This window comes from Polaromonas sp. (genome assembly GCF_016185115.1).
Taxonomy (GTDB): domain Bacteria; phylum Pseudomonadota; class Gammaproteobacteria; order Burkholderiales; family Burkholderiaceae_C; genus Polaromonas.
Genome location: NZ_JACPOF010000024.1, coordinates 101,742 through 128,354 on the forward strand (window position 1 = coordinate 101,742; position 26,613 = coordinate 128,354).

Below are 26,613 nucleotides of genomic sequence, written 5' to 3' on the forward strand. Positions count from 1 at the left end.
AGCTCGGCACATGAAGCTCCGCATCAACCCAAACAGGCCTGACACTGTGCACTCACTCCGGCTTGCTCCGGCCGTCGTCTTGTTGCTGGCGGGGGTATTGTCCGGCGCCGCGGCGCCTGCATCAGCGGGCGTCTTTTCAGTAACCCCGGTTCGTATCTACATGACCCCGCGGGACCGTGCGGTGGCAGTCACCATCATCAATGAGGGCGATACGGAAGTCGTCCTGCAGGCGGACCTGAACGCCTGGAGCCAGAAGCCGGACGGCACCGATGAACAGGTCCCGACAGAAGACCTCATCCTGTCCCCCCCTGTCATCAAGCTGGCCCCCAATGCCCGCCAGGTTGTGCGCCTGGCCCTTCTCAAGCCTGCCGATGCGAGCCGCCAGCTGATTTACCGCATGATCATGCGCGAAGTGCCCGAAGCCCTTGCCGGACGCGACAAGACCATACAGGTGCCGATTGCGCTGGCCCTGTCGATGCCGGTATTCATCACGCCCCCAGTGGCCAAACGCGATGTAAGCTGCCAGGCCGCACGCGGCGTCACTCCTGCGGTGAGTGTGAGCTGCACCAACAACGGCACGGCCTACGCGCAGGTGCGGGAGATTCAGGTCAGGCGCGGCACGCAGGCGCTGGGCCGGTTCGAAGGCGGCACCTACATCCTGCCCGGTGCGCGGCAGGTGATGAGCGTCAAGGCAGAGCAACCCATTTCACCCGGCGCGGCACAGCTAAGCGTGAGCTTTGACGATGGCAAGTCCCAGACCTTTGACATCACGCTGCCGTAAAGCCCCGCCCCTACGCCACTGCGCCCAACCGCCCGCCCGCCTGCCCGTCCGTACGCTGGCGCTGGTCATGCCAGTGCGCCATGCCGCCCAGCCACCTTCCGGGGCCAGGAGTCATTCGGGACATGCGCTGCGGCCTTCGGTGCTGGCCATGCTGCAGGCGGGTTGGTGCTGCGCGCTGCTGCTTGCTGCGGCGCCCCTGATGGCCGCTGAGCCCGAGGCCCCCGCCCCCGCAACCACCGCTCCTGCACCCATCGAAAGCACCCCCCCGCCGGTACGCATGATGCCGCTGGAGGTCAAGGTCAATGGTGCAGAGGCCGGCAACTGGGTGCTGCTTGAGCGCGGCGGCACGCTGTTTGCGCCGGCCGCCGCGTTTGACGAATGGCGCGTGAACCGCCGGGCCGACGCACCGCCCTTCACTCACCTCGGCCAGCAGTGGTATGCACTGACGGCCGTGCCCGGTTTTGAAGCCCAGGTCAACTTTGCGAACCAGTCCGTTGACCTGAAATTTCAGCCGCAATCCTTTGCAGCCACCCGGCTCACGCGCACGCTGGCCGAACGGCCCAAACTCAGTGAGCCGGCACTGGCCAGCTTTCTCAACTACGACATCAGCTACACCCGTACCGGGCAACGCGATCTCGCAAGCACACAAAATTTTGGGGCGCTGCTGGAGTTCGGCGTCTCCAACCGCTGGGGCGTGCTGACCAGCACCTACTCGGCACTCAACCTCGGCAGCAGCAACCCGCTTTCACCGCGCACGGTGAGACGGCTGGAGACCACATTCACCCGCGATCTGCCCGATGACAAGCTCACGCTGCGTCTGGGCGATGCCACCACGCGCAATGCAGGGCTGGGCCGTTCGATTTATTTCGGCGGTTTCCAGCTGAGCCGGAACTTCGGCCTGAACCCGGGTTTTATTTCACAGCCTCTGCCCGTTATCAACGGCATGTCGAGCGCGCCCAGCACAGTGGAGCTCTACATCAACGATGCACTGCGGCAAACCTCGCAGGTCCCCACCGGCCCGTTTGCCATCGACAACTTTCCCCTTCTCACGGGTAACGGCCAGGCACGGGTCGTGGTGCGCGATTCGCTGGGCCGGGAGACCGTGCTGGTGCAGGATTTTTTCAGCCGCGCAGAACTGCTTGAGCAGGGCCTGAGCGACTGGAGCATTGAAGCCGGTGCGGTACGCAGAAACCTGGGCAGCAGCAACGCCGACTATGGCCAGCGCTTCATGTCCGGGCTCTGGCGCTACGGCATCGACAAAAACACAACCATGGAAACCCACGGCGAGTACGGCCAGAGCACCCAGGGCGCAACGTTCGGCCTGGTTCGCGCGCTGCCATTCAACCTGCTGGGCCAGCTCGGCGCGGCCGTCAGCAACGATGTGGTTACAGGGCGCGGTCACCAGTACATGTTCGCGCTGGAGCACACCAGCCTGCGCCACGGCTTCAGCCTGCGAAACGAAGCCGCCTCACAGGGCTACCGCCAGATAGGGCAGGACGTCGCCTCCCTGCCCTACCAGCGCCAGCTGTCGGGCAGCTACACCTATTCATCGGAAGGTTTTGGCTCCCTCGGGCTGGGTTATGCCCGCGTCAACAGCTTCACCCAGGGGCCGCTCACCACCTACAGTGCCAACTATTCAATGCGCCTGGGCCAGCGCTCGTCGCTCAACTTCAATGTGGTGCGCGTCGAGGGCCTGCCGGGCAACACGCCATCCAGCACCTCCGTGGGCATGAGTCTGCTGATCCCGCTGGAGAACCAGCTGGCGGTTTCCAGCAGCCTGTCGCATCGCGGCGGCCAGACCGACGGCTATATCAGCGCCAGCAAGGGCCTGAGCAGCGACACCGGTCTGGGCTGGCGCACGCTTGCAGGCCAGCGTGCCATGCAAAACTATGCCGAAGGCGGCCTGTACTACCAGGGCAACCGGGGTGCATGGACAGCAGATGTCAGTGCTTCCAGCCTGCAGCAAACCGTGCGTGTCGGTGCGCAGGGCGGTCTCGCTGCCATTGACGGACAGTTTTTTGCATCACGCCGCGTGCAGGAGAGCTTTGCGCTCGTCGAGGTACCGGGTTATGCCGATGTCGGCGTGGGCTTTCAGGGCCGCATTCTTGCGCGTACCAACAAGGACGGCAAGGCGCTGGTGCCGGGCATGCTGCCGTACCAGGAAAACAGCATCCGGCTGGACCCGAGCGAGCTGCCCATCAGTGCCGAGCTGGACAGCATCGAGCAGGTGGTCGTGCCGGGCAACCGCACCGGCTTGATCGTCAGGTTCCCGGTCCGCAGCGGGCGCGGCGCCCTCATCAAAATTGTGTTTGATGATGGCGAACCCGCACCGGCCGGGGCGGAGATCGAGCTGATAGGCGACAAGCAGGAGTTTTTTGTCGCACGCCGCGGTGAGGCATTTATCACGGGAATGCAGGCTTCCAACCGCCTGCGCCTGAAATGGGAGGGTGCAAGCTGCACCTTTGCGGTTGACTTGCCAGCTGCAGTCAACCAAGATGACATTGCACGCGTGGGCCCCCTGAAATGTACTGGAGTGAAACGTTGAAAACCCCCTTGTTGAAACTTCTGTCGATTGGCGTACTGGGCGCCGGCGGCTCGGTCCACGCCGTGACCTGCAGCATCGCCGCCACCTCGGTGCCGCTGTCAACGCTCTACGCCTCGGGCACGGCGACATCGGTCACGGGCACCATCAGCGGCAGTTGCACCGCAGCCAATGCCACAGAAGCATCCACACGCCCGTATATCTATATAGGCGTCAACCAGGGGGAGCCGCCTGCGGGGCGATCCATGACGCGCCAGAACGGCACCGAGTTGCTCACCTACGAGATCTACCACCGCAACGCCACCAGCGGGCCGTGGACTGAAGCCACTGGAGTGAGCTCGACCTCCAGCACCAGCGGCGGCGTGTTCTACCGGATGACGAACACCACGGCCGCCCAAGCGTTTTCCTACCCCTACTACGTGCGCATTCCCACGCCGCAGGCGACAGCGCCGGCCGGCATTTATGACGACCTCGCACTCACCGCGACCATTCGCCTGAGCAACTCGGCAGGCCTTGCAACCGGCAGCGTGCTGGGGCTTGCCAGCTTCGGGGTGAGCGCCAGCATTCAGCACTCGTGCTACTTCAGCACCAGCCCCGCGCCGCTGATCCTGAACTACACATCCTTCAGCGCATCCCCGGCAACGGGCAGTGCGGGCTTTGCGCTCAGCTGCACCTACAACACGCCGTACACCCTGACAATCCCCACTGCCACCGGCACCCTGCTTGGCGTGAATTACTCCCTGACGTTGAGCGCGGCCTCAGGCACCGGCACCGCAGGCCCGCAAAACTTCACCGTCAACGGCACTGCCGCGGCCAACCAGGCCGGCACCTGCACCAGCGGCGCCTGCACTGCCAGTCAGGGCCACACCATTACCGTCGGGTTCTAAACCCCCGACGGCTTGCCCAGCCAGCCCAGCAGGCGGGTCGTGACCTCGGGTTTTTTGAGCAGGTCCATGTGGTTGGTCGATGTGGCCACCCACTGGTTTTCAGGTTTGAAGCCGAGGGCGTGGTGGGTCTGGTCATGCTCACCCAGCGCACTGGCCAGGGGCACCAGGCCATCACCGAGCAACTGGTCCTGCAGGTCACCGACTTTGGCGGACGTGGTTGCAGCCACGGTGAAGCATTCAACACCCTCAGGCAAGGGCAAGGGCTCGCGCTGGTCGGGCGCCATCTTGAAGCGGTCGGCATCGGCCCAGTGGCTGCCTATGGCGTCGCCGTAACGCAGGTCGGTGATGCCGCTGCTGCGCACCTGGCCAATTTTTGCAAAGGGTTTGGTGATGAAGTTGCTGCCCAGCAGCACGTCAACCCAGTTGCCCACCCGCTCGAGCGGCGCGCCGTGGTGCGGTGTGCCCATAAAGATGATGTTCTTCAGCTTGCTGCGCCACGCCATGCCACCCTGGTCTGCCTGGTGTTCCGCGTGATGGCAGGCACTGCGCGACACCAGCCCGCCCATGCTGTGGGTCAGCAGCGTGATCTCGTCCACCGGCTGCGGCCAGGCTTCAACAAGTTGTTCGAGCAGGCCAGCAAACTGTTTGCCGTTGCTTGATACATGGCGGCCCGTGTTGTAGTGCAGGTAGACCGGCGTGTAGCCCAGCGCCTTTGCGAGTTCATCGCCGTGGTTGTAGCGGTGGGAAGCATCGCCAGACGTCCACTGCAAATCATTCATGCACAGGCCGTGCACCAGTACCAGGATTTTGCGGCCTGCATTGGGCAGTGCGAAGGTGATGCCGGCCCTGTCCAGCGCCAGGGTTTTGCCTTCATGCCGCAGGCTCATGGTGATGGCCAGCGGGTTGGCGGTTTCCAGCAGCTGGTCGCCCAGCACGCCGTTGATGGCAGACAGCATGGCCTCGCGCTGCGGTGAAGAGGCCTGCTCACCCACCAGCGGCTTCGCACCGGCCAGCAGCATGTCAGCTGCGCCGCCCGCCAGCCGCGTCATGGCCTTGACGCTGCCGTACACAAAACCGGTGATGCCCTGGGGCTTGACGCCGGTGGCGCCCGGCGTGCCGTCTACAAACCGCGAACCCAGCAGGCCGAAAGGCGCGGCGACAGATTTGTACACCCCCCCCTGCACCGCCTCGGCCACGCCAGTCACCCCCAGCACACCCTGGGTCGCCAGCTGCGCCAGCCCCTGGATGTCAGACACATGCAGCCAGGTCGGCAGGCGCTCGCGCAGGCTGGCGGGGATGTCAGGCGAACTTTTTGGGGGCTGGGATGGAGGCATCGCCGGATTGTGGCTGTTCAGGAGGCAGCTAACCAGAGGGTTGGCTGCGCCAGACGCTATGATATTTGTAGCTGCTTACGTACGTATTTATTGGCTTGCAGCCGCATTTGGCACCTGAAAACGGCCTTTTTTGACTGTTTTTCAGGTTTTGGTAGCCGCAAAACAAGCCAAAACCACGAAAAGTTAACATGGAAGTTAACTTTTTATCAATTTTTAACGTACACATTAATTTTTTAATGTATACGTTAAATTACTCATCCCTGACAGCCTTACGAAGGCATCGCCAGGTCAGCGGCACATCTGCATCACTTCGCCCGGCTGGGCCAGGGCGTCGGCGCCCGGTGCCGGGGGCGTGGCCGGCACTGGCAACGCAGACCCGGGGTTGAGCAGGTTGTGGATACGTATGGCCAGCGCAAAACGCGGGTAGACAGAATCGCCCGCGCCGTTCGAGCCGTTGGCCAGCAGCACCACGTCATCGCCACTGCCGAAGTGGGTGTTCACCGCGGCGAAATTCACGGTTTGGCCTGCTGCGCCGTAGCTGCCGGGCCCGCCCAGGTACGCCACGCCCATGCCGGCCGGTGCGGGCTTGCCATCGGCCTGCATGGCGGGCTTCTGGAGCAAGGCCACGGTTTGTGCCGGCAGCAGCTTGCCGCCGTAGAGCGCGCCGTTCCAGCGCACCTGGTCAGACGCGGTGGACACCACACCGCCAGCGGCATCGAAGCCGGCATTGAGGTCCGGGCACAGGCGCCAGTTGTCTGTAGTTTTGACGCGGTAGTGGCCGGCTGCGGCGCCGGGCACTTCACGACTGCCGGGAAGTGTGGAACTGGCCATGCCGGCAGGTTTGAAGACCATCTCCTGCAACACGGTCTCCAGTGGCTGGCCTGTCACGCGCTCGGCCACCATGCCCAGCAGGGTGTAGCCGGCGTTGGAATAGTCGTACACCGCACCGGGCTGCGCGAACAGGCCGCGCGCATTGAGCCGCTTGATAAAGTCGGCGCGCGGGGGCGGCGGGTTCACCAGTGACTGCAACACCGTACCGAAAAGATCAGAGTCCTCGGCGTTGGCACCGGGGATGCCGCCCACGTTCTGCATCACCTGCATCAGTGTGGGCGAAGGTTGCAGCTTCACCTCGGGCAGCCAGCGCGAGATCGGGTCCTGCAGCGAGAGTTTTTTCTGCTCGCTCAGCGCCAGCAGCGTCGCCACAGTCAGCTGCTTGGTGACGGAGCCGATGCGAACCGGCGTAGCGGGCGTCATGGGCGCGCCAGTGCGCACATTGGCCGCGCCATAACCGCGCTCGTATTGCACCTCACCGCCCCGGCCCACGGCGAGTTGCAGGCCCGGCAGCACAGCGGGCACGTACTCGGCCACCATGGCGTCGATCTGCGCCTTCTGGGCGTCGGTCAGCGGCGCGGCGCTCACCTGGAAAGCCGCAGCGAACAGGCCGAGCAGGGGCACGCAGGCCAGGCGGAAATGACGGGAGTGGCGGGAGGGGCGGGTAGAGGCGGACTTCATTGTTTTATCGCTCCGGAGTAGGTGGGTTGAAAGACTGCCCTGGACACAGGCCTGAAAAAATACCTGAACGCCATCACTTGAAGCTGGCTCTGGTTTGCAGCAGGTTGAGGAAATGGTATGTCAACTGGCGGTTTTTTTCCTGCTGCGCGGCCTCCTGCTTGATGGCGACGAGCTTGAGCTTCTGCTCGGGCGTCAGGCTGTTGTAGCAGGTCGAGCCGGGGTTGCAATCACGCTCGTTCTGGGCGATCTGCTGCTGGCGTGCCTGCTCGGCCATGCCGGCACAACCTGACAGTGAAGCCAGCGCCGCTACCGCCAGCGCGGCAACAAGGGCGAAGCGGGCCAGGTGCGGGAAACGGGTGGCGTGGACGGTCACTGGGCGGGCGGTGATGTTGGTCATGTCGCAGTCTCCTGATGAGTTGGCGGATTAATGGGTGGGCAGGGAATTCGTCTGCCCTGACTGCATTGTTGAAAAGCCCGGTTGCACCATCGTTTCAGCCAGGCGCCGGGCATATTTCAAATGCAATACAGAACGACTGCTCAAGCCTTGTCCAAACAGCTGCACCTGGTTTCAAATACGCGTGCCTCACGGCTCAAACCCGTACCCCCTTTGTTTTACCGCTCACCCATGCCACATTCACCCGCTCTCCGGCACCCCCTGAAGTCCCTGCGAAGGGCCACAGCAGTCCTTGCACTGTTCGCCACCGTGACGACAGCAGCTCAAAGCGCCACACCGCTGGTGCTGCCCGGCTCCCCTGCTGCGCAGGCAGCGCCCGGGCCCACTGAAAAATCAGGCACCGCACGGACTGTCGCGCGCCTCGTCCCGGCGATGGAGCGCTATGTGGCAAACCTCATGCGCCGCGAGGAAATCCCCGGTATGGCGGTGGTCATCGCAGACCGGGACCGGGTGCTCTACGCCAGGGGCTTCGGGGTGCGCGAAGCCGGCAAGAGTGACCCGGTCACCGCGCGCACGGTGTTCCAGATCGGCTCGGTCACCAAAGGCTTTCTGGCTACCACCGCCGCCATTGCGGTAGACAGCGGCAAGCTCGCCTGGGACACCCCGCTGGTGCAGCGCTACCCCGGTTTTGCGCTGAAAGACCCGTGGCTGACGCAGCAGGTTTCGGCGGCCGACGTGCTGTCACATTCGGTGGGTTTGCAAAGCTATGTCCATGACGACATGATCTTCCTGGGCTATCCGCTCGCAGACCGCCTGCGGGCTGCTGCCCAGGCCCCGCTGACCGCGCCATTCCGGCAGCGCCCGCAGTATGTGAACCTGCTGCACCCCGTGGTGGGCGCCGTGGCCGCACAGGCAATAGGCGAGGCGGACTGGGATGCGCTGGTGGCCAGGCGCATCTTCGGCCCGCTGAACATGTCGGACAGTTCGACCACGCGCGAGGCCCTGCTGGCTGCGGCCAACCACGCCAGCCCGCACCAGCACCTGGACGGCAAGCTGCAGGTGGTGGCGTCGGTAGGCAGTTACTGGTCCAGCCTGGGTGTGGGGCCGGCAGGGTCGATCAACTCCAGCGCACGCGACATGGGCCAGTGGCTTCGCCTGCAGCTGGGCCGCGGCGCCATTGACGGACAGCGCATCGTCTCGCAGGCCAACATGGACGAAACCTGGCGTCCGCGCACCATGGTCAGCCCCACCGCAGGTGGCGCGCTGGGCTGGGGCGTGATGTTCGCGCCGCAGGGCCGGCGTATCACCCACGAAGGCGGCACGGCCTCTTATGGCGCCAACGCCATGATCCTTCCCGAGGCGGGCATAGGAATTGCCGTGCTGTCCAATCATCAACAGGAAGGCCTGCCCTTCGCGCTTTCGCAATGGGTCGCCGACCGCATCGCGGGCCTGCCGGCAAAGGACTACCGGGCCGGCTTCAGGCGCAGTGACACTGCGGCAGCGCCGGCGGCCGCCGAGGCAGTAAATTCCGCGCCACTGGAAGGTCGCTACCTGTCCGGCACGCTGGGGCCCATCACCATCACGCGGCAGCAGGGGCAACTGGTGATGCGACTGGAGATACCCGGCGCGCGCCTGCGCCTGGTGCCCACAGGCGCCCTGGGGTTTTCAGCCGAGGTGATGGCGGAGGGACGTTTCAGGGAATTGGTGGACGAAGGCTTCTCGCCGATTTACCAGTTGCAGTTTGAGCCCGGCCCCGAAGGGGGAGGCTACCGCGCCACTGCGGTGAACCCGCAGGGCATACAGCACACGTTCGTCAAAGCCCCGGGTTGATTGAGCAGGGGGCCGGCAAGCCCTCAAAAACTCTCGTGCGGCATCAGGTAACGCCACTGGCCCACGGGAAGATGCCCGAGGTTGACCCGGCCTATGCGCACACGCTTGAGCCCTGTCACAAACAGGCCAACCTGCTCGCACATGCGGCGGATCTGCCGCTTTTTGCCTTCTGTCAGTACAAAACGCAGTTGTTCCGGGTTTTGCCAGCTGACCTTTGCGGGCCGCAGTGCCTGGCCATCCAGACTGAGGCCATGGTTGAGAAGCGCCAGCTTTTCGGGCGGAAACACCGCCTGCACATTGCTGCTTTCACCGCCCACGCCAAGACTCACCCGCACCAGGTATTCCTTTTCCATCAGTGAATCCTCGCCAATCAGCTGGCGCGCCACGCGGCCGTCCTGCGTCAGCACCAGCAGGCCGATGGAGTCAATATCAAGCCGCCCTGCGGGCGCCAGGCCTCGCAACTGCTCATGGCCCCAGCGCATGCGGCTGTTGCATTCACGCCAGCGGTTTTGCGGCTGCACCAGCACCACGGCCGGCTCATGGCCGTCTTCAGCCTGGCCGCTGACATAACCCACGGGTTTATTGATGAGTATGGTGACCTGCTGGCGCTGCTGCTGCTCGGCCTGGCGGTCAACCTCGATGCGGGCATCGAGTGCGACCGGCTGGCCCATGACGGCAGGTGCACCATTGACACGAACCCAGCCCTTGATGATCCAGTCGTCAGCCTCGCGCCGCGAACACAGGCCGAGCTCGGCCATGCGTTTGTTCAGGCGAACAGTGGTGCCTGTCGATGCGCCGAGCGTACCTGCAGGCGCTGCAGCGGCTGCACGAATGCGGACGGCCGGGGGTTTTGGGGCGGGCGGTTTGGGGGGAGAGGAATCAGCCATGAGCGGCTGATTTTAAGTCGCCGCCCTTTCCAGCGCCTTGACTGTCAATCAGGCAGGAACAGCCGCCGCCTGCCGGCTCGCGCCGATATGGCCGCGCAGGTCATGCACGATGTCGCTGAATTCTTTTGTGTAGGTGATCTCAAGGTCACGCGGGCGAGGCAGGTCTATCTCGCGTTTGGCGACAAACCGGCCCGGGCTTTTGCTCATGACATAAACCGTGTCGGCCAGAAACACCGACTCGCGCAAATCGTGCGTCACCAGGATGACGTTGAAGCGCTGCTCGGTCCAGAGGTCACGCAATATGCACCAGAGCTCCTCACGCGTAAAGGCATCGAGCGCGCCGAAAGGCTCATCAAGCAACAGGAGCTTGGGCTCGTGAATCAGTGCGCGGCAGATGCTGGCGCGCTGCTGCATGCCGCCCGACAGCTGCCAGGGGAATTTGTCTTCATAACCACCCAGCCCCACTTTTTGCAGCAGCTTGCGCGCGCGTTCTTCGTATTCAGGCCGCTTGTCACGAAAGCTGCTGCGGAATGGCTCGACGATCTCAAGCGGCAGCAGAACGTTTTCCATCGTCGTGCGCCAGGGCAGCAATGACGGCGCCTGGAAGGCCATGCCCGACACCTTGAGCGGGCCGGTCACATGTTTGCCGTCAATGATGATGTTGCCTTTGGAGGGCATGCGCAGGCCGGTAGCCAGCTTCATGAAGGTGGATTTGCCGCAGCCCGATGGCCCGACGATGGCGATGAATTCGCCCTGCCGCACCTTGAGGTCAATCGCCTCGACGGCAAACTTCTGCTGCGCCAGCAACTCTTCGTTGTAGGCCAGCCAGACATCACGAAAGTCAATGAATGAGTCGGTGTTTGTGTTCATGATGCATCGAACCTGATTCAGTCGAATTTGAAAGTCTGCGCACCAGCAAAAGCTGCCAGCGCATGGTTGCCGACCTCGCGGTCCTGGTCGCCAGTGCCCGAGCCGACGCCAATGCCGCCAATCACCTGGCCCTCCACGATGATGGGCAGGCCGCCCTTGAGGTTGGTGCTGAGTCCGCCGGTGGCGGCAGCGAGTTTGGCAGCCAGTCCTTCTTCGGTGTTGCCGGTCGGGACACGGCTCGATGCAGCCGTCATGGCCTTGTGGATCGCCGATTTTTCAGACAGCACCCTGGCGCCATCCATGCGCACAAAGGCGAGCAGGTTGCAGCCCTCATCAACGATCGCGATGCACTGCGGCTGCTTCATGGCCACGGCCTTTTCAATCGCGGCATTGAGCAGTTGCAGCGCGCCGGCGTGCGAGAGTCTGAGCTGGCTGAAAGTGGGGTTCATGCGAATGTGCTTTCCGGTTCGGTTTCAAGTGAGTCGTTCAGGCGGTCGGTGACCAGCATCTTGCCGGGCGCGTGGGTGATGAAAAAATCAATGCCTGACTTCTGCAGGGCCACCGTCGCCGTCAGGCCGCAGCCCCAATACATGGGGATTTCGCCGGGCAGTGGGTTCAGTACTTCGCCAAAGTCAGGTGCGGCAATATTGCTGATGCCCAGCGTGGCCGGATCTCCCATGTGAATGGGCCCGCCATGCACGCGGGAGAAACGGCGCGTGACCTCCCGAACCGTGGGTACGGACTCTTTGGCAAATGGCCGCATCGACACCACCAGCGGCCCGCCGAAAACACCTCGGCCACGCATCTCCACCTTCGTCGTGAACAACGGGCCCTGTATGCCCAGTTCTACATGACGCAGGCGCACACCGGCTTTCAGCAAGGCATCTTCCATCGAGAACCAGCAACCAATGGCCACGACCACCAGGTCATCGCGCCAGACGTCAGAAATGTCAGTGACTTCTTCAGGCGCCAGGCCTGGCCTGTGTATGTGATAGCCGGGAAGATCGGTGCGCACATCCAGATCTGTCCCCAGTGCCGGAATATTCGGACTGCCAACTGTGCCCACGCCCAGCACCGGGCAGGCAAAGGCGTTGAGATTGCAGAACGCAATGAAGTCATCCACATGCCGCTGCGGCAACACAACCAGGTTGGCCTGGACATGACCGGGCGCACGCCCAGTCGTCAGCCCGGTGTAGTCACCGCGCCGTATGACGTGCCTGAGCTCAAGTGCTGAAGAAGTCATCCGAAAAATCAGACCGAGCGGATATTGCCGCCATCGCAGCGCAGCATGCTGCCAGTCATGTAGCTCGCAGGCACGCTGGCGATAAAAGCAGCCAGCGCACCAAACTCTGCCGGCGCGCCGTAGCGGCCCATGGGAATCATGGCCGTCGAGCGGCGCTTGGCTTCTTCCATCGTGATGTTGTCTTTCTTTGCCACGGCTTCGTCTGTCATGCGCACACGCTCGGTGTCTATGCGGCCGGGCACCAGCACATTGACGGTCACGCCGTCCCTGGCAACTTCCATCGACAGCGTTTTGGACCAGGTCACCAGCGCATTGCGCAGGGTGTTGGACACACCCAGTATGGGAATAGGCTGCACCACACCTGAGGAGACCACTGTCATGATGCGACCCCACTGGCGTTTGCGCATGCCGGGCAGCAAGGCGTCTGTCAGCGTGATGACGGAGAGCACCATCTCGTTGAAGCTCGATGTCCATTCGGTTATGCCGCGTTCGCTTGCGCCGCCATAACCCGGCCCGCCGGTGTTGTTGACAAGAATGTCTATGGAGCCAAAGCTGTCGGTCACCCTTGATGCGAAGGCCGGAAGCCCTGCCACGTCCGCGAGGTCGAGCGCAAAGGCCTCTACCTGTGCACCCGGGTTACAGGCTTTCAGTTCAGCCACAGCCGCCTTCATGCGTTCCGCATCGCGGCCGGTGATGGCGACGTTCACGCCTTCACGCACCAGCGCCTGCGCAATGCCCTGGCCTATGCCGCGGTTGCCACCGAGTACGAGTGCGCGTTTGCCTGTGATGCCTAGGTCCATGCCCTGTCTCCTTTTTTTGCCCTGAAACGCTTGAGAAATTGACCCTGCCCCGGCTTGCCGAGCAGTTCGCCCTCATGGCAAACCACCTGCCCGCGCGACAGCACCGTGACCGGCCAGCCGGTGAGTGTGCGACCCTCATAGGGCGTGTAGTCCACGTTGTGGTGCAGCATGTCGTTGGTAATGGTGACCTTGCGCTCGGGGTCCCAGATGGCGATGTCGGCATCCGCGCCCACCGCAATCGTGCCCTTTTGCGGGTGCAGGCCATAGAGCTTGGCGGCATTGGTTGAATTGAGCGCCACAAACCGGTTGAGGTCAAGCCGGCCCGTCATCACACCCTCAGAGAACAGAAGGGCCGAACGCGTCTCCAGCCCCGGTATGCCGTTGGCCACCTTGCTGAAGGATATCTTCGGCCCATACATGAGCTTGCCGCCCTCGTCGAAACGGTAGGGCGCGTGGTCGGATGAAAAAATATCGAACAGGCCGTCTTCAATGCCCTGCCAGACATGGGCCTGGTTGGCCGGGTCACGCGGCGGCGGGCTGCACATGCACTTGGCACCCAGAAAATCCGGCAGGGCCAGATCACGGGTCGACAGAAAAAGGTATTGCGGGCAGGTTTCTGCAAAGATCTTCACGCCTCGGGCACGGGCCCGGCGGATTTCTTCCATCGCGTCCTTGCCTGACACATGCACGATCAGCAGGTTGGCTTCGGCCACTTCAGACAGTGTGATGGCGCGGTGTGTGGCTTCGCGCTCGACCGCCATGGGGCGCGAGTCTTCGTGGTAACGCGGTTCGGTCTTGCCCTCGGCCTCCAGCTTTTCAGTCAGCCAGGCAATGCACTCATAGTTCTCGGCGTGAATCATGGTCAGCGCGCCGGCGCGCTGGTTGACGTCAAGCACATCCAGAATCTGCCGGTCCGACAGTTTCATGGCCTCGTAGGTCATGTAGACCTTGACCGATGCATAACCTTCGGCGATCAGCGAGGGCAATTCGTCTTTCAGCACCGGCTGCGTCGGGTCGGAGACGATGAGGTGAAAGCCGTAGTCGATATAGGCCTTGCCGCCGGCGCGCCGGTGATAGTCCTCTACCGCCGCGCGCACTGACTGGCCGCGGTGCTGCACCGCGAATGGAATGATGGTGGTGGTGCCGCCGAACACGGCCGACAGGCTGCCTGACTCGAAGTTGTCGGCCATGATGGCACCGCCAGAGGCCAGGCCCTGGGCACGCGGCTGATCGAGATGGCAATGGGCATCAATGCCGCCTGGCAGCACCAGCTTGCCGGAGGCATCAATCGTCTGTTTGGCGCTGGTAAGGGAACTGCCGAGCGCAACAATCCTGCCGCCGGTGATGCCTACATCGCTGCGAAAGGTGTCTGAAGCGGTGGCGACCGTGCCGCCCCTGATAACAAGATCAAATTCAGTCATGACAGCATGCCGTCGTCACGCTGCGACCAGAAAGTCGTGCGTTTTTCAATCACGGCAAAGATGGCATACATGGCCACACCCATGACGGAGGTGACGATGAGGCCGGCAAACACCAGCGGCGTGTCAAAGTTGGAAGTTGCAGCCATCATCAGGTAGCCGATGCCTCGCTTGGAAGCCACCGTCTCTGAAATGATGGCACCCACAAAGGCCAGCGTGACGGCGACCTTGAGTGATGCAAAAAAGTAGGGCATGGCGCGCGGAAAGCCGACCTTGACCAGGATGTCGCGGCGGCTGGCACCCAGGGCGCGCAGCACGTCGAGCAGTTCGGGCTCCACCGTCGCCAGACCCGTCGCGATGTTCACCGCAATCGGGAAGAAGGACACCATGAAGGCCGTCAGGATGGCGGGCACCGTGCCTGCGCCGAACCAGATCACAAACACCGGCACAACCGCCACCTTGGGAACACTGTTGAAAGCCACCAGCACCGGGTACAGCCCGCGGTAGATCAGGCGCGACGAACCGATGGCGATGCCCAGCGCCACACCCAGCACCACGGCGAGCACAAAACCTGCCAGCGTTGAGAGCAGCGTGAAGCCAGCGTTTTCAAGAATGGGCGAGGTCCACTGCACCATGGACTGCGCAATCGCATAGGGGCTGGGCAGCAAAAAGGGTTTGATGTCAAACGCGACACAGGCAAACTGCCAGATGACGAGAAGGCCGATCACAAAAAACCAGGGCATCGCGTTTTCAAGCGTGCGTGTACTCATCTTCATGATCGGCTTTCTTCTTCTGTCGATTCAGGGCTGCGGTTGCTTGAGTCCTGAATGGCTCAAGGCAGCTTGCGGCTGGCCAGCGGCGGTAAAAACGCGTTGGTGAATACGTCTGCCGATGTGGGTTTGCCCGGCAGGTCAAATGCCCTGGACAGGACGGCAACTGATTTGTCAAGCCGCGCAGCGCGAACGCCGCCCATGCCGTCAGCCGTTGACTCTGGCGTAGTGATCTGGTTCTTGATCAGCCACTGGAGTTTTTCCATCTCCAGTTTTTCATCGGCCAGCGGCGCCTGCTTTTTAAGCGCGGCAATCGCGGCAGCCGGGTTGGCCACGGCGTCGCGCCAGCCCTTGGCAGCTGCGGCTACAAAACCCTTGACGATGGCAGGTTTGGTTTCCAGCATCTTTTTGGAGGCGATGATGCTGTTGCCATACAGGTCCATGCCCGCATCGGAGTAATAAAGAAACTTGATGTCTGCCGGCTTGATGCCCTGCCGTACCAGGCTGAAGTACATGGTCGAGTCAAAACCAAGAATGGCTTCGACATCGCCCTTGAGCAGCATAGCTTCGCGCAGGCGCAGGTCGCCATACTCCCATTTCACACTGTCAGGCTTCACGCCCGTCATCCCTGCGTAGACCGGGAAAAGTTTGTAGGCACCATCGCTAAGCGAGCCGCCCATCTTTTTGCCGGCCAGGTCAGCCGGCTTGTTGATGTTGGCTTTTGCAAAGCTGGCAATTGACAGCGGCGAGCGGTAATAAAGCATGTACACCGCCTTGCCGGCGCTGCCGGGGTTCTTGGCGTTGAATTCCAGCAGCACATTGACGTCGGCAAAACCGAAGTCATACGCCCCGCTGCCGATGCGGGTGACGGCCTCGCCGGAGCCGCCCGACGGGTCCATGTTGACGGTGATGCCTTCTGCTGCGAAGTAGCCTTTTTCCTGCGCCAGGAAGAAGGCGGCGTTGCTGCCGTCGAAAGGTGCGTTGAGGGACACCTTGACTTCAGTCGTGGGGGTTTGTGCGGCAGCGCTAGCCATCAGGCCGATGCAGCCGAGCGCCGTCAATGCCACGACAAGAGCCCTGCGCTCAAGTCCTGTCTGAACTGGGTAAATAGTGTTGGCCATAAAAGATCTCTTGTCGTGATGTGCAAAATTGCATGACTATCAATGCAAACCGCGTGCCAGCCTTGTTTGCTATTTTGTATTTTTATTTTGCACAAATCATGCTTAAAATTGCGCGCAATCCTGAACGCCACACAAGCCACTCCGCCATGACCAAAGCATCAGAAGCCAAAGCCGCGAAATCTGCCGCCATCGACCTGTCTGTCGAGGATGTGTACCGCAGCGTGATGGACGCCATCGTGGACCAGCGCCTGCTGCCCGGCACACGACTCAACGAACTCGCGATGTGCGAGGCTTTCAAGCTCTCCAGGCGCGAAATGGAACGGGTGTTTGCACGGCTGGCTTTTGAGAGCATGGTGCGGCTGGTGCCCAATCGCGGCGCTTTTGTTGCCAGCCCCGACGCAAAGGAAGCACGGGCGATCTTTGCGGCACGCAAGACCATAGAGGCCGGCATCGTCGAGCTGGCTGCGGCGCGGGCATCGGGCGCCGACTTCAAGGTGCTGGCTAAAAACATCGCCGAAGAAGAGGCGCACCGCCGCGCCGGCCGCATGCGTGAGGCGATCAAACTGTCAGGGCAGTTTCATCTGCTGCTCTCGGAAATTGCCGACAACGCCATCCTGGCCGACCAGGTCAGGCAACTGGTGGCGCGTACCTCCCTTGTGACCAGCCTCTATGAAAACCCCAGCGAAATGGGTTGCTGGCACGATGACCACAACAAGCTGATTGAACACCTGCGCGCTCACCAGCCCAAAAGGGCGGCCGACCTGATGCGCAGGCACCTGGACGACCTGGAAGAAAGCCTGGACCTGGACCGGAAAATCAGCAGCAAGACGAATTTGCGCGCAATTTTTGGGCTGGATATGCCTGATCCGGCGCCAAAAAACAGGGGCTGAAGGCTGGTCAAACATGCACCCGAAACGGACATTTCGCCGTTTTGGTGCAGCCTGGCGCAGCACTTTCAGGTAATTAAAAGCCGGTAACCTACCGCTGTTTCGGTCAGCAGGTGCACGGGCTGGGCCGGGTCAGCCTCCAGCTTTTGCCGCAAATGGCCCATGTAGATGCGCAGGTAATGGCTCTGGTCGGCATGCGACGGCCCCCAGACCTCGCGCAGCAGCTGGCGGTGCGTCAGCACACGGCCGGCATTGGCCATGAGCACGCTGAGCAGGCGGTATTCAATCGGCGTCAGGTGCACCTCGGCTCCCGCACGCCTGACGATGCGCGCCTGGCGATCCACCTCGACCTCACCGAAACGAAACACGGGGTCGGCTTCTTCGGCCGCCGCGCCATCAACTGCTGCAGCGCGGGGGCGGCGCAGGTTGGCGCGCACCCGGGCCAGCAATTCGCCCACACCAAAAGGTTTGGTCAGGTAATCGTCTGCACCTGCATCCAGCGCAGCAATCTTGTCGGCCTCATCGCTGCGCGCGGACAGCACGATGATGGGCACGGCAGACCAGCCGCGCACATCGCGAATCACATCCAGGCCGTCGCCATCGGGCAGGCCGAGGTCCAGCACCAGCAGGTCAGGCTTTCGTGTACCGGCTTCTGTCAGCCCCTTTTTTGCGGTGTCGGCTTCATGCACCTGCCAGCCCTCGGCCTCCAGCGCGCTGCGTACAAAGCGGCGGATCTGCGGCTCGTCTTCTATAACGACAACGACGGGAGTAGACATGAGGGGAGTTTATGTTTGTTCAAGCACAGGCGGTTCACGCCTTGGCAGCGTGACGCTGAACGCGGCCCCGCCACCCTCCGCATTGGTGGCATGAATACTGCCGCCGTGTGCATCAACCACGGCCTTGCAGATGGCCAGCCCCAGGCCGACGCCGGGCGTCGCGGATTCAGCCTCGCCGCGCGTGAACTTGTCGAAGAGCGCTTCTTCATGCCCTGCCAGTTTTTGCGGCAGGCCGGGGCCGTGGTCGCGCACCGTCAGCACCAGTGCATCGGCGGTGACGCGCGCACTGACTTCCACAGGCGGGACGCCGTATTTGGCGGCGTTCTCAAGCAGGTTGACGAGCACACGCTCCATCAGCACAGCATCAAACTCCACCAGCGGCAGGTCTGCCGGGACATCAGTACGCACCTCCAGCCCGGCCAGCGCATGCCGCGCTGCGCGAATCGCCGAGCCCACCACTTCCTGGGCCGATTGCCATTCTTTTCGCAGGTTGACGCCGCCCTGCTGCAGGCGCGCCATGTCGAGCAGGTTGGTGACCAGTGCGCTGAGCTGGCGTGCCTGCTGCGTGATGGACTGCGCTATGCCTGCCTGCGCCGCATCCAGCGGTGGTGCAGCGCGCTGGAGTGATTCAGCCAGCCCTATCAGCGCCGTCAGCGGCGTGCGCACGTCATGTGAAATGGCAGCCAGCAAGGTGTTGCGCAGGCGCTCTGACTCCATCTGCACCACGGCCTGTTGTGCGATCTCGACATAGTGCACACGCTCCAGCGCAATGGCGATCTGCCTGGCCAGCGTGTCGAGCTGCTGCAACTGCTCGGGTATCAGCAGCCAGCGCGGCTGCGACGGCCTGAGGGCCAGCACGCCGCGCACCCGCATAGGCGCCCGCAAAGGGATGTAATGCCAGGGCTGGGCCGACAGCGTGCTCGTTGCGAGGCCGGCAGCCTGCTCATTGCGAAAAGCCCAATCGGCCACGCTGGTGTCAAAGTCGTCCGGCAGGCTGGCGGGAAAGGTCAGCTGGTCGTTGGCATCAGTGACCAGCACCAGCGCCTGCCCGCCAAAGTTGCGCTGCACGGCGGCCTCGCCCAGTTCGCAGACCTGTATGCTCATGAGCGCCGCAGACAAGTCACGCGTGAGTTCAAACAGCGACTGCGCACGCCGCTCGCGGCTGCTGGAGATGCGCGCCTCGAAGCGCAGGCCGGCCGTAAGCTGCCCGGTCAGCAGGCCGACCACGAGCATGACGGCGAATGTCACCAGGTACTGCACATCGCTGACGGCGAACGACAGGCGCGGCGCGACAAAAAAATAATCGAAGGCAGCAACGTTCAGAAAAGCGGCCAGCGCCGCCGGGCCGCGCCCGAACTTCAGCGCCACCAGCACAGTACCCAGCAAAAACAGCATGACGATGTTGGCCAGGTCAAACAGGTGCAGCAGCGGCGTGGCCAGCAGGGTGATGGCCACGCTGCTGGCCGCAGCCCAGGCATAACGCGGCACGCTGTCGTGCCAGGCCGCATTGGGCGTATCTTCAGGCGTACGCCGTACTGCACCGGCCAGGCGCCGCGCGCTGTCTGCGCGGCCGACCTCGACAATGTCCAGCGTCGGGGCCAGCAGCGCGAGTTTCCGTGTCATGCTGCGCCTGCCCCATGATTGCCAGCCTGTCAGTGCCGGTCTGCCCACCACCAGCGTGGCGCAGTTCAGCGTCTGCGCCTGCGACACCAGCGCCTGGGCAGCATCGGCACCCGTGAGCACCGCGGTACCTGCGCCCAGTTCTTCGGCGAGCTTGATCACCGCCAGGATGCGGTCACGCTCACCGGCCTTCAGCCGCTGCAGCTGCGGCGTCTCTACATAGGCCACATGCCAGCGCACATTGAGCTGGCCCGCCAGCCTTGCCGCTACACGCACCGTCTGCTCTGCTCCGGCACGCGGACCTATGCAGGCCAGCAGCGCGCCCTCTGTGTTCCAGACCGGCGCAATCGACTGCTCCACCCGGTAGCTACGCACATCGTCTTCAACATGCTCGGCCGTGCGGCGCAGTGCAATCTCGCGCAGCGCAATCAGGTTGCCCTTGCGGAAAAAGTTTTGCGCCGCGCGCTCAGCCTGCTGGGGCAGGTAGACCTTGCCGGCCTTGAGGCGTGCCATCAGTTCATCGGGCGTGACATCAACGAGGATGATCTCGTCTGCGTCATCAAGCACCGTGTCGGGCACCGTCTCATGCACACGTATGCCGGTGATGGCGCCTACGGTGCCGTTGAGGCTCTCAAGGTGCTGCACGTTGAGCGCCGACCACACATCAATGCCCGCCTCAAGCAGCTCCTGCACGTCCTGCCAGCGCTTGGAATGGCGAGAGCCGGGCGCGTTGCTGTGTGCCAGTTCATCAACCAGCAGCACGGCCGGTTTGCGTGCCAGCGCCGCATCAAGGTCGAATTCTTTCAGCACATTGTTTCGATAGGGCAGCTCGCGCAGGGGCAACTGCTCAAGCCCCGCAAGCAACTCTTGCGTTTCGGCGCGGCCATGTGTTTCAACCACGCCGATCAGCACCTCGCGCCCGGCCTTGCGCTCGCGCTGCGCTGCACTGAGCATGGCGTAAGTCTTGCCCACACCGGCGCTGGCGCCAAAGTAGATGCGCAATCGGCCACGGCGGCCGCGCGCATCCTCACCCCTGAGCTGCTCCAGCAGCTGGTCGGGGTCGGGGCGGGAGTCGGTAAACGTTGCCATCAAGCCTTATTAAATCCTGTTTCGGTTCAGCGTATCGCCTCAAGCGCAAGATTCAGTTTGAGCACGTTGACCTGTGGCTCACCCATAAAGGCGAGCAGCGGCGTATCGGTCTGCTGCTCGACCAGCGTCTGGACTTTTTCTGCAGCCACACCGCGCGCCCTGGCGACGCGCGCCACCTGGTAGCGGGCTGCAGCGGGGCTGATGTGCGGATCAAGACCGCTGGCAGAGGCCGTCACCAAGTCCACAGGTACTGGCGCTGTGTTGCCGGGGTCAGCCGCACGCAGGGCTTCCACGCGGCCCTTGACTGCATCGGCCAGCGCAGGGTTCAGCGGCCCCTGATTCGAGCCGCTGGATGCACCTGCGTTGTAGGGCATGGGGCCTGTGGCCGATGGGCGGCCCCAGAAGTGTTTGGGGTCGCTGAAGTTCTGCCCGATCAGCGCAGAGCCAACCGCTTTACCATCCTTGACGACGAGACTGCCTGCTGCCTGGGAGGGGAACAGCGTTTGCGCTGCGCCTGTCACCACCAGCGGGTAGGCCACGCCGGTCACGAGTGTGAGCACTGTGAAGAGGACCAGTGCTGGGCGAATTATTTTCGTCATGTTGAGTCCTTGTGAGTTCATGAAAGGTTCACGGCGACCAGGAACAGGTCAATCACCTTGATGCCGATAAAGGGCACGATGAGGCCGCCCAGGCCATAGACAGCCAGGTTGCGGCGCAGCTGAGCCGCGGCACCAACGGCGCGGTACTTGACCCCTTTGAGCGCCAGCGGAATCAGAAACATGATGATCAGCGCGTTGAAGATCACAGCCGACAAAATCGCCGACGACGGGCTGCCCAGCTGCATCACATTGAGCGCACCCAGCTGCGGGTAGGTCGTCACAAAAATCGCCGGGATGATGGCGAAGTACTTGGCTACGTCATTCGCAATCGAAAACGTCGTGAGCGAGCCGCGTGTCATCAGCAGCGCCTTGCCGGTCTCGACGATCTCCAGCAGCTTGGTCGGATTGGAATCAAGGTCCACCATATTGCCGGCCTCCTTCGCAGCCTGCGTGCCGCTGTTCATGGCGACCGCCACATCGGCCTGCGCCAGCGCCGGCGCGTCGTTGGTGCCGTCGCCCGTCATGGCCACCAGCCGGCCTTCGGCCTGGTACTGGCGTATCAGCTTGAGCTTGTCTTCGGGCGTGGCCTCGGCCAGGAAGTCATCAACACCGGCCTCGGCGGCAATCGCAGCCGCAGTGAGTTTGTTGTCGCCCGTGATCATCACGGTCTTGATGCCCATGCGGCGCAGTTCGCCAAAGCGCTCCTTGATGCCGGCCTTGACAATGTCTTTCAGCTCGACCACGCCCAGCACCTGCTTGCCATCGCTCACGGCCAGCGGCGTGCTGCCGCGGCGCGAGACTTCATCGGACGCGCGCAGCACCTCGGCAGGCACGCTGCCGCCCAGTGCCTCGACATGTTTGCGCACGGCATCGACAGCGCCCTTGCGCAACTGGCGTGTGCTGCCGTCGTTCAGTTTGACGTCGACACCGCTCATTCTTGTTTGAGCGGTGAACGGAACCTCAGTCGTAGCGCCGACCAAAGCCTGAATCGCATTGGTCTTTTGCGCCAGCGTGACAATGCTGCGGCCTTCAGGTGTTTCATCGGCCATGGAGGCCTGCATTGCTGAGGTGGCGAGCGTCGCTTCAGTCACACCGGGTGCCGGCACAAAGCTTGAGGCCTGGCGGTTGCCGTGCGTGATGGTGCCGGTCTTGTCGAGCAGCAGCACATCGACGTCACCCGCCGCTTCAACGGCGCGACCCGAAGTGGCGATCACATTGGCCTGCATCATGCGGCTCATGCCCGCCACGCCGACGGCAGACAGCAGGCCGCCAATGGTGGTGGGGATCAGGCACACCAGCAAGGCCACCAGCGCGGTGATGCTGACCACTGTGCCCGCGCCTGCAGCCTCGACGCTGAAGATGGAGAACGGCAGCAATGTCACCGTGACCACCAGGAAGACGATGGTCAGCGCCACCAGCAAAATCGTCAGCGCGATTTCATTCGGGGTCTTCTGGCGTTTGGCGCCTTCGACCATGCTGATCATGCGGTCGAGAAAAGACTCGCCAGGGTTGACGCTGATGCGCACCACCAGCCAGTCGGACAGCACGCGTGTGCCGCCGGTCACAGAGGCGAAGTCCCCACCAGACTCGCGGACCACAGGCGCAGATTCGCCGGTGATGGCACTCTCGTCAACCGAGGCCACGCCTTCGATGACTTCGCCGTCGAGGGGGATCATCTCGCCCGCATCGACCTGAACTACATCGCCCTTCCTCAGGTTTTCTGCCTGTTCAGGCAAAAAGGTAGCACCGTGTTTTGGCTCTTTCAGCTTTTTGGCCCAAGTGCTTTTCTTCAGGCCACGCAGTGAGGCAGCCTGCGCCTTGCTGCGGCCTTCGGCCAGCGCTTCTGCAAAGTTGGCAAACAGCACTGTGAACCAGAGCCAGATGGCGACGGCAAAGATAAAGCCCGCCGAATCTGCGCCCTTGCCGCCTGGGGCCTGCAAGGCCTGCAGCCCGAGCAGCGTGGTCAGGATGCTGCCGATGAACACCACAAACATCACCGGGTTGCGCCACTGCACACGGGGGCTGAGTTTGGTAAACGAGGCGGCGATGGCCGGCTTTAGCAGGGCCGGGTCAAGAAGTACGAATGGTTTTTTGTTGGTCATGGTTTTTCTCGCTGCTTTATTTCATGGGCCACAGCATCAGGTGCTCGACCACCGGGCCCAGGGCCAGCGCAGGAACATAGTTCAGCAGGCCGACCAGCAGCACCGTGCCGATCAGCAGGGTGACAAACAGCGGGCCGTGCGTCGGCATGGTGCCGCCGGTGACAGGCAAGCGCTTCTTGGCAGCCAGCGCACCTGCAATCGCCAGCACAGGCACGATGACGCCGAAGCGGCCCAGCCACATCACCATGCCCAGCAGGGTGTTGTAGAAGGGTGTGTTGGCCGAGAGGCCTGCAAAGGCGCTGCCGTTGTTGTTGCCGGCAGAACTCAGCGCGTAGAGGATTTCAGAAAAGCCGTGCGCGCCGGGGTTGGCAATGCCGGCCTTGCCCGCAGTGGCCAGCACGGCAATGGCTGTGCCTGCCAGCACCAGGATGGGCGTGACCAGAATGGCGATCGAGGTCAGCTTCATCTCGTGCGACTCGATCTTCTTACCCAGGTATTCAGGCGTGCGGCCTATCATCAGCCCCGAGATGAACACCGCCAAAATGGCAAAGATCAGCATGCCGTAAAGGCCGGTGCCGACACCGCCGAAGACGACTTCGCCGAGCTGCATCATCACCAGCGGCACCAGCCCACCTATTGGCGTCAGGGAATCGTGCATCAGGTTGACAGCGCCGCATGAGGCAGCCGTTGTGATCACGGCAAACAGGCTGGAGGCATTGATGCCGAAACGAACTTCCTTGCCTTCCATGTTGCCGCCGGCCTGCAGTGCGCTGCTGGCCCGATCTACACCCACCGATGTAATCAGCGGATTGCCAGCCTGCTCGGCCGGCGTGATGACAGCCACGGCAATCACAAACATCACGGTCATGGCGGCCAGCACGGCCCAGCCCTGACGCTGGTCGCCCACGCTGCGGCCGAACGCAAAGCACAGCGCGGCAGGAATCAGAAAGATGGACAGCATCTGCACAAAGTTGCTGAGCGCAGTCGGGTTCTCATACGGGTGGGCCGAGTTGGCATTGAAGAAACCGCCGCCGTTGGTGCCCAGCATCTTGATGGCCTCCTGCGAGGCAACCGGGCCCATGGCCAGCGTCTGTTTGTCGGTCTTCGCGTCTTCCATCACCGCATTGCCCGTGGCGTCTTTCAGCGGCTGGCTGTCGGGGCCGTTTTTGGCGACCTGGTAGTTGTTGACCTCCAGCGTCGTCACGTCCTTGTAGCTGTCAAAGTTCTGGATCACGCCCTGGCCGACCAGGAAGATGGCAAACACCAAAGACAGCGGCAAGAGCAGCCAGGCCGTGATGCGGGTGATGTCCACCCAGAAGTTGCCGATCACGCCTGTCGATTTGGCCGCAAAGCCGCGGAACAGCGCAAACACCACGGCGATGCCGGTGGCCGCCGAGAAGAAGTTTTGCCCGGTCAACGCCAGCATCTGAGTGAGGTAGCTCATGGTTGATTCACCGGCATAACCCTGCCAGTTGGTGTTGGACGCAAAGCTGATGGCGGTGTTGAAAGCCGAGTCAGGCGTAATGTTGGCCATGCGGGCCGGGTTGAGCGGCAGCCAGACCTGCACACGCTGCATCAGGTAGACGACGGCAACGCCCAGCAGGTTGAAGGCCAGAAGCGCCAGCGCGTACTGCGCCCAGTTCATGGACTTGCCGGCCGATGTGCCGGCCAGTTTGTAGAGCGGCGCTTCGAGCCTGTGCATCCAGCCGGGCAGATTGCCCGAGGCGATGCGCGTGAGCCAGATGCCGAGCGGCCAGGACACCAGCAACAAAACACCAAGGAAAAGGGCCAGCAAGCCCCAGGCATTACCGGTCATCAAAACTCCTCGGCGCAGATCAGCGCGTAGACCAGGTAGGCCAGCAGCAGGACGGCGCAGACGCCGCCGAAGCCGTACAGGATGTCAAGGCTGATCATGAGCGGCCTCCTTCGGGCTTTTCAAGCTTCTGGAAGCCCCAGACCAGCAGCACCATCACGCCCCAGAGGGCGGCGACTCCAAATATGAATGCGATATCCATGAACTTCTTTCCATCTGAATTGATGAAAGGAAGTTTCGGATCCGGTGTGTAAAAACGGGGATGAAAGCGAGCAGCGCCGTATAAAAAAAGCGTAAAAAGGGCGCGTTAAAAGATTCGACTGCAAGAACTACTCGTAGAAACTTCATCTGCGGTAAATCTGCCAGACTAGAGCCATTTCACGTCTGACAAAACTCTGTTCAAGCTCAATCACCTTCAATATTTATGGCTACCACACCACCAACCGAAAAGCCTTCTTTAAACGTTGGAAACTATTGCGTGAGCTTTGTGGACCTACTAGGCCAGAGAGCTGCTTTGCGCGGCCAATCATTGCTGCCACCCAGCAATTCCGAAGAGGAAAAGAAAAAGCTTCACGCAACACTTAGAAATAGCATTGGCTCAATCGCATCTCTTCAAGAGAGAGCGGAAACGATGCTTAGGGCCAGCGCCCCAAATCCCAAGTCGAAACTTCGCGCGAGCCTCTCTATTGAGGATCAAAGTATTTGGGATGAAATGCAGAAGACCAAGGTGACGACGCAGCGTTGGTCTGACGGCTTGGTTTCATTTGCATGCCTGGGAGACGAGGAAATCAAATGTCATTTGAACAACGTCTATGGACTATTCACTTTGGCTGGCAGCTTATGTTTTATGGGGCTGGCATCAAAACAACCTATCCGCGGTGCAATTGAAATTGCCTGGGGAGTTGAATTGCATCCTGGCGAGATCTACGGCGCTGCGGTAGCTCGGGCATACGAGCTGGAGAACTATGTCGCAGGATATCCACGCATCGTCATTGGCCCAGAGATGCTTAAATTCCTCGATCTTCATTGCCAGAATCAGAAGAGTGATGCGTTTTCTCAACTGGATCGAACCCTCGCAACCCATTGCAAAGAGATGATTTTGGTGGATGCAGATGGACATGCCTTTTTGCACTACTTGGGACAGAGCTTTTTTAACGCAGTGAGCCATGGTGCGCATGCGGACTTATATGAAAAGGCTCAAAAATTCGCATCCAAACAGTTTGAGGAACATCAAAGAGCTCAGAACACGAAGCTAGCTTTTCGTTATCTCCATTTGCTTCAATATTTCAGCGCACATCCGCCTCCTGAAAGCAATGCCATTCAGAAATAGATCAAAAC

23 protein-coding genes are annotated in these 26,613 nt (G+C 62.0%); 6 read left to right on the forward strand and 17 right to left on the reverse strand.

The features are described 5' to 3' along the window. Positions 1 to 10 precede the first annotated feature (10 nt). The 3 genes from HYX42_RS18490 (at position 11) to HYX42_RS18500 (ending at position 4,210) form a co-directional block, all read left to right on the forward strand. The gene (locus tag HYX42_RS18490; RefSeq protein WP_293405852.1) at positions 11 to 781 is read left to right on the forward strand and encodes a fimbria/pilus periplasmic chaperone; all 771 of its coding nucleotides are present in this window, start codon (positions 11 to 13) and stop codon (positions 779 to 781) included. Between the two features lie 67 nt (positions 782 to 848). Next, positions 849 to 3,326, forward strand: coding sequence for a fimbria/pilus outer membrane usher protein (locus HYX42_RS18495; RefSeq protein WP_293405854.1), 2,478 nt, complete (start codon positions 849 to 851; stop codon positions 3,324 to 3,326). An 8-nt stretch (positions 3,327 to 3,334) separates the two neighbouring features. Beyond that, positions 3,335 to 4,210 carry a spore coat protein U domain-containing protein gene (locus HYX42_RS18500; protein WP_293405856.1) on the forward strand — a complete coding sequence of 292 codons (876 nt, stop codon included), beginning with the start codon at positions 3,335 to 3,337 and terminating at the stop codon, positions 4,208 to 4,210. Here HYX42_RS18500 and HYX42_RS18505 read toward each other — a convergent pair. The 3 genes from HYX42_RS18505 to HYX42_RS18515 all read right to left on the reverse strand — a co-directional run bounded on the left by HYX42_RS18505 (position 4,207) and on the right by HYX42_RS18515 (position 7,453). Beyond that, the gene (locus HYX42_RS18505; protein ID WP_293405858.1) at positions 4,207 to 5,544 is read right to left on the reverse strand and encodes an alpha/beta hydrolase; all 1,338 of its coding nucleotides are present in this window, start codon (positions 5,542 to 5,544) and stop codon (positions 4,207 to 4,209) included. The genes HYX42_RS18500 and HYX42_RS18505 overlap by 4 nt on opposite strands. A gap of 288 nt (positions 5,545 to 5,832) precedes the next feature. Next, positions 5,833 to 7,056, reverse strand: a complete 1,224-nt coding sequence (locus HYX42_RS18510; protein ID WP_293405860.1) for a serine hydrolase — start codon at positions 7,054 to 7,056, stop codon at positions 5,833 to 5,835. 73 nt (positions 7,057 to 7,129) lie between these two features. Further along, complete coding sequence (locus tag HYX42_RS18515) at positions 7,130 to 7,453, reverse strand: hypothetical protein (RefSeq protein ID WP_293405862.1); 324 nt, start codon at positions 7,451 to 7,453, stop codon at positions 7,130 to 7,132. Between the two features lie 306 nt (positions 7,454 to 7,759). Between HYX42_RS18515 and HYX42_RS18520 the strand changes: the two genes are divergently transcribed. Beyond that, positions 7,760 to 9,280: a serine hydrolase gene (locus tag HYX42_RS18520; RefSeq protein WP_293405864.1), complete on the forward strand. Its 1,521-nt coding sequence runs from the start codon at positions 7,760 to 7,762 to the stop codon at positions 9,278 to 9,280. Between the two features lie 23 nt (positions 9,281 to 9,303). On the opposite strand, the gene HYX42_RS18525 is transcribed toward HYX42_RS18520, so the two are convergent. From HYX42_RS18525 to HYX42_RS18560, 8 genes are all read right to left on the reverse strand, one after another. Further along, on the reverse strand, positions 9,304 to 10,167 hold the full coding sequence (locus HYX42_RS18525) for a pseudouridine synthase (RefSeq protein WP_293405866.1): 864 nt from the start codon (positions 10,165 to 10,167) through the stop codon (positions 9,304 to 9,306). A 48-nt stretch (positions 10,168 to 10,215) separates the two neighbouring features. Further along, positions 10,216 to 11,037, reverse strand: a complete 822-nt coding sequence (locus HYX42_RS18530; RefSeq protein ID WP_293405868.1) for an ABC transporter ATP-binding protein — start codon at positions 11,035 to 11,037, stop codon at positions 10,216 to 10,218. Between the two features lie 17 nt (positions 11,038 to 11,054). Further along, positions 11,055 to 11,486, reverse strand: coding sequence for a heme-binding protein (locus HYX42_RS18535; RefSeq protein WP_293405870.1), 432 nt, complete (start codon positions 11,484 to 11,486; stop codon positions 11,055 to 11,057). Beyond that, on the reverse strand, positions 11,483 to 12,280 hold the full coding sequence (locus tag HYX42_RS18540) for a DUF1445 domain-containing protein (protein WP_293405872.1): 798 nt from the start codon (positions 12,278 to 12,280) through the stop codon (positions 11,483 to 11,485). Before HYX42_RS18540 ends, HYX42_RS18535 begins: the two co-directional genes overlap by 4 nt. Positions 12,281 to 12,288: 8 nt before the next feature. After that, on the reverse strand, positions 12,289 to 13,080 hold the full coding sequence (locus tag HYX42_RS18545) for an SDR family oxidoreductase (protein WP_293405874.1): 792 nt from the start codon (positions 13,078 to 13,080) through the stop codon (positions 12,289 to 12,291). After that, the gene (gene hydA / locus HYX42_RS18550) at positions 13,071 to 14,501 is read right to left on the reverse strand and encodes a dihydropyrimidinase (protein WP_293405890.1); all 1,431 of its coding nucleotides are present in this window, start codon (positions 14,499 to 14,501) and stop codon (positions 13,071 to 13,073) included. The genes HYX42_RS18545 and hydA overlap by 10 nt, the downstream gene beginning before the upstream one ends. Continuing rightward, positions 14,498 to 15,268 (reverse strand): ABC transporter permease, encoded by a 771-nt coding sequence (locus HYX42_RS18555; protein ID WP_293405987.1) that lies wholly within the window; start codon positions 15,266 to 15,268, stop codon positions 14,498 to 14,500. Before HYX42_RS18555 ends, hydA begins: the two co-directional genes overlap by 4 nt. A gap of 62 nt (positions 15,269 to 15,330) precedes the next feature. Further along, positions 15,331 to 16,389 carry an ABC transporter substrate-binding protein gene (locus HYX42_RS18560; RefSeq protein ID WP_293405892.1) on the reverse strand — a complete coding sequence of 353 codons (1,059 nt, stop codon included), beginning with the start codon at positions 16,387 to 16,389 and terminating at the stop codon, positions 15,331 to 15,333. Between the two features lie 146 nt (positions 16,390 to 16,535). Between HYX42_RS18560 and HYX42_RS18565 the strand changes: the two genes are divergently transcribed. Then, on the forward strand, positions 16,536 to 17,279 hold the full coding sequence (locus HYX42_RS18565) for a GntR family transcriptional regulator (protein ID WP_293405894.1): 744 nt from the start codon (positions 16,536 to 16,538) through the stop codon (positions 17,277 to 17,279). A 65-nt stretch (positions 17,280 to 17,344) separates the two neighbouring features. Here HYX42_RS18565 and kdpE read toward each other — a convergent pair whose 3' ends face one another. Genes kdpE through kdpF form a run of 6 tightly spaced genes read right to left on the reverse strand, consistent with a single transcriptional unit; the run spans position 17,345 to position 25,376 of the window. Further along, on the reverse strand, positions 17,345 to 18,052 hold the full coding sequence (gene kdpE, locus HYX42_RS18570) for a two-component system response regulator KdpE (protein ID WP_293405896.1): 708 nt from the start codon (positions 18,050 to 18,052) through the stop codon (positions 17,345 to 17,347). Between the two features lie 9 nt (positions 18,053 to 18,061). Beyond that, positions 18,062 to 20,761 (reverse strand): DUF4118 domain-containing protein, encoded by a 2,700-nt coding sequence (locus tag HYX42_RS18575; RefSeq protein WP_293405898.1) that lies wholly within the window; start codon positions 20,759 to 20,761, stop codon positions 18,062 to 18,064. Positions 20,762 to 20,787: 26 nt separating this feature from the next. After that, on the reverse strand, positions 20,788 to 21,360 hold the full coding sequence (gene kdpC, locus HYX42_RS18580) for a potassium-transporting ATPase subunit KdpC (RefSeq protein WP_293405900.1): 573 nt from the start codon (positions 21,358 to 21,360) through the stop codon (positions 20,788 to 20,790). A gap of 17 nt (positions 21,361 to 21,377) precedes the next feature. After that, positions 21,378 to 23,462 (reverse strand): potassium-transporting ATPase subunit KdpB, encoded by a 2,085-nt coding sequence (gene kdpB, locus HYX42_RS18585; RefSeq protein WP_293405902.1) that lies wholly within the window; start codon positions 23,460 to 23,462, stop codon positions 21,378 to 21,380. 16 nt (positions 23,463 to 23,478) lie between these two features. Then, on the reverse strand, positions 23,479 to 25,278 hold the full coding sequence (gene kdpA / locus HYX42_RS18590) for a potassium-transporting ATPase subunit KdpA (RefSeq protein ID WP_293405904.1): 1,800 nt from the start codon (positions 25,276 to 25,278) through the stop codon (positions 23,479 to 23,481). Continuing rightward, positions 25,278 to 25,376: a K(+)-transporting ATPase subunit F gene (gene kdpF / locus HYX42_RS18595; RefSeq protein ID WP_293405906.1), complete on the reverse strand. Its 99-nt coding sequence runs from the start codon at positions 25,374 to 25,376 to the stop codon at positions 25,278 to 25,280. Before kdpF ends, kdpA begins: the two co-directional genes overlap by 1 nt. A 323-nt stretch (positions 25,377 to 25,699) precedes the next feature. Here kdpF and HYX42_RS18600 point away from each other — a divergent pair, with 323 nt between their 5' ends. Next, a complete protein-coding gene (locus HYX42_RS18600) occupies positions 25,700 to 26,605 on the forward strand; it encodes a hypothetical protein (protein WP_293405908.1) in 906 nt (301 codons plus the stop codon). Positions 26,606 to 26,613: the final 8 nt, after the last annotated feature.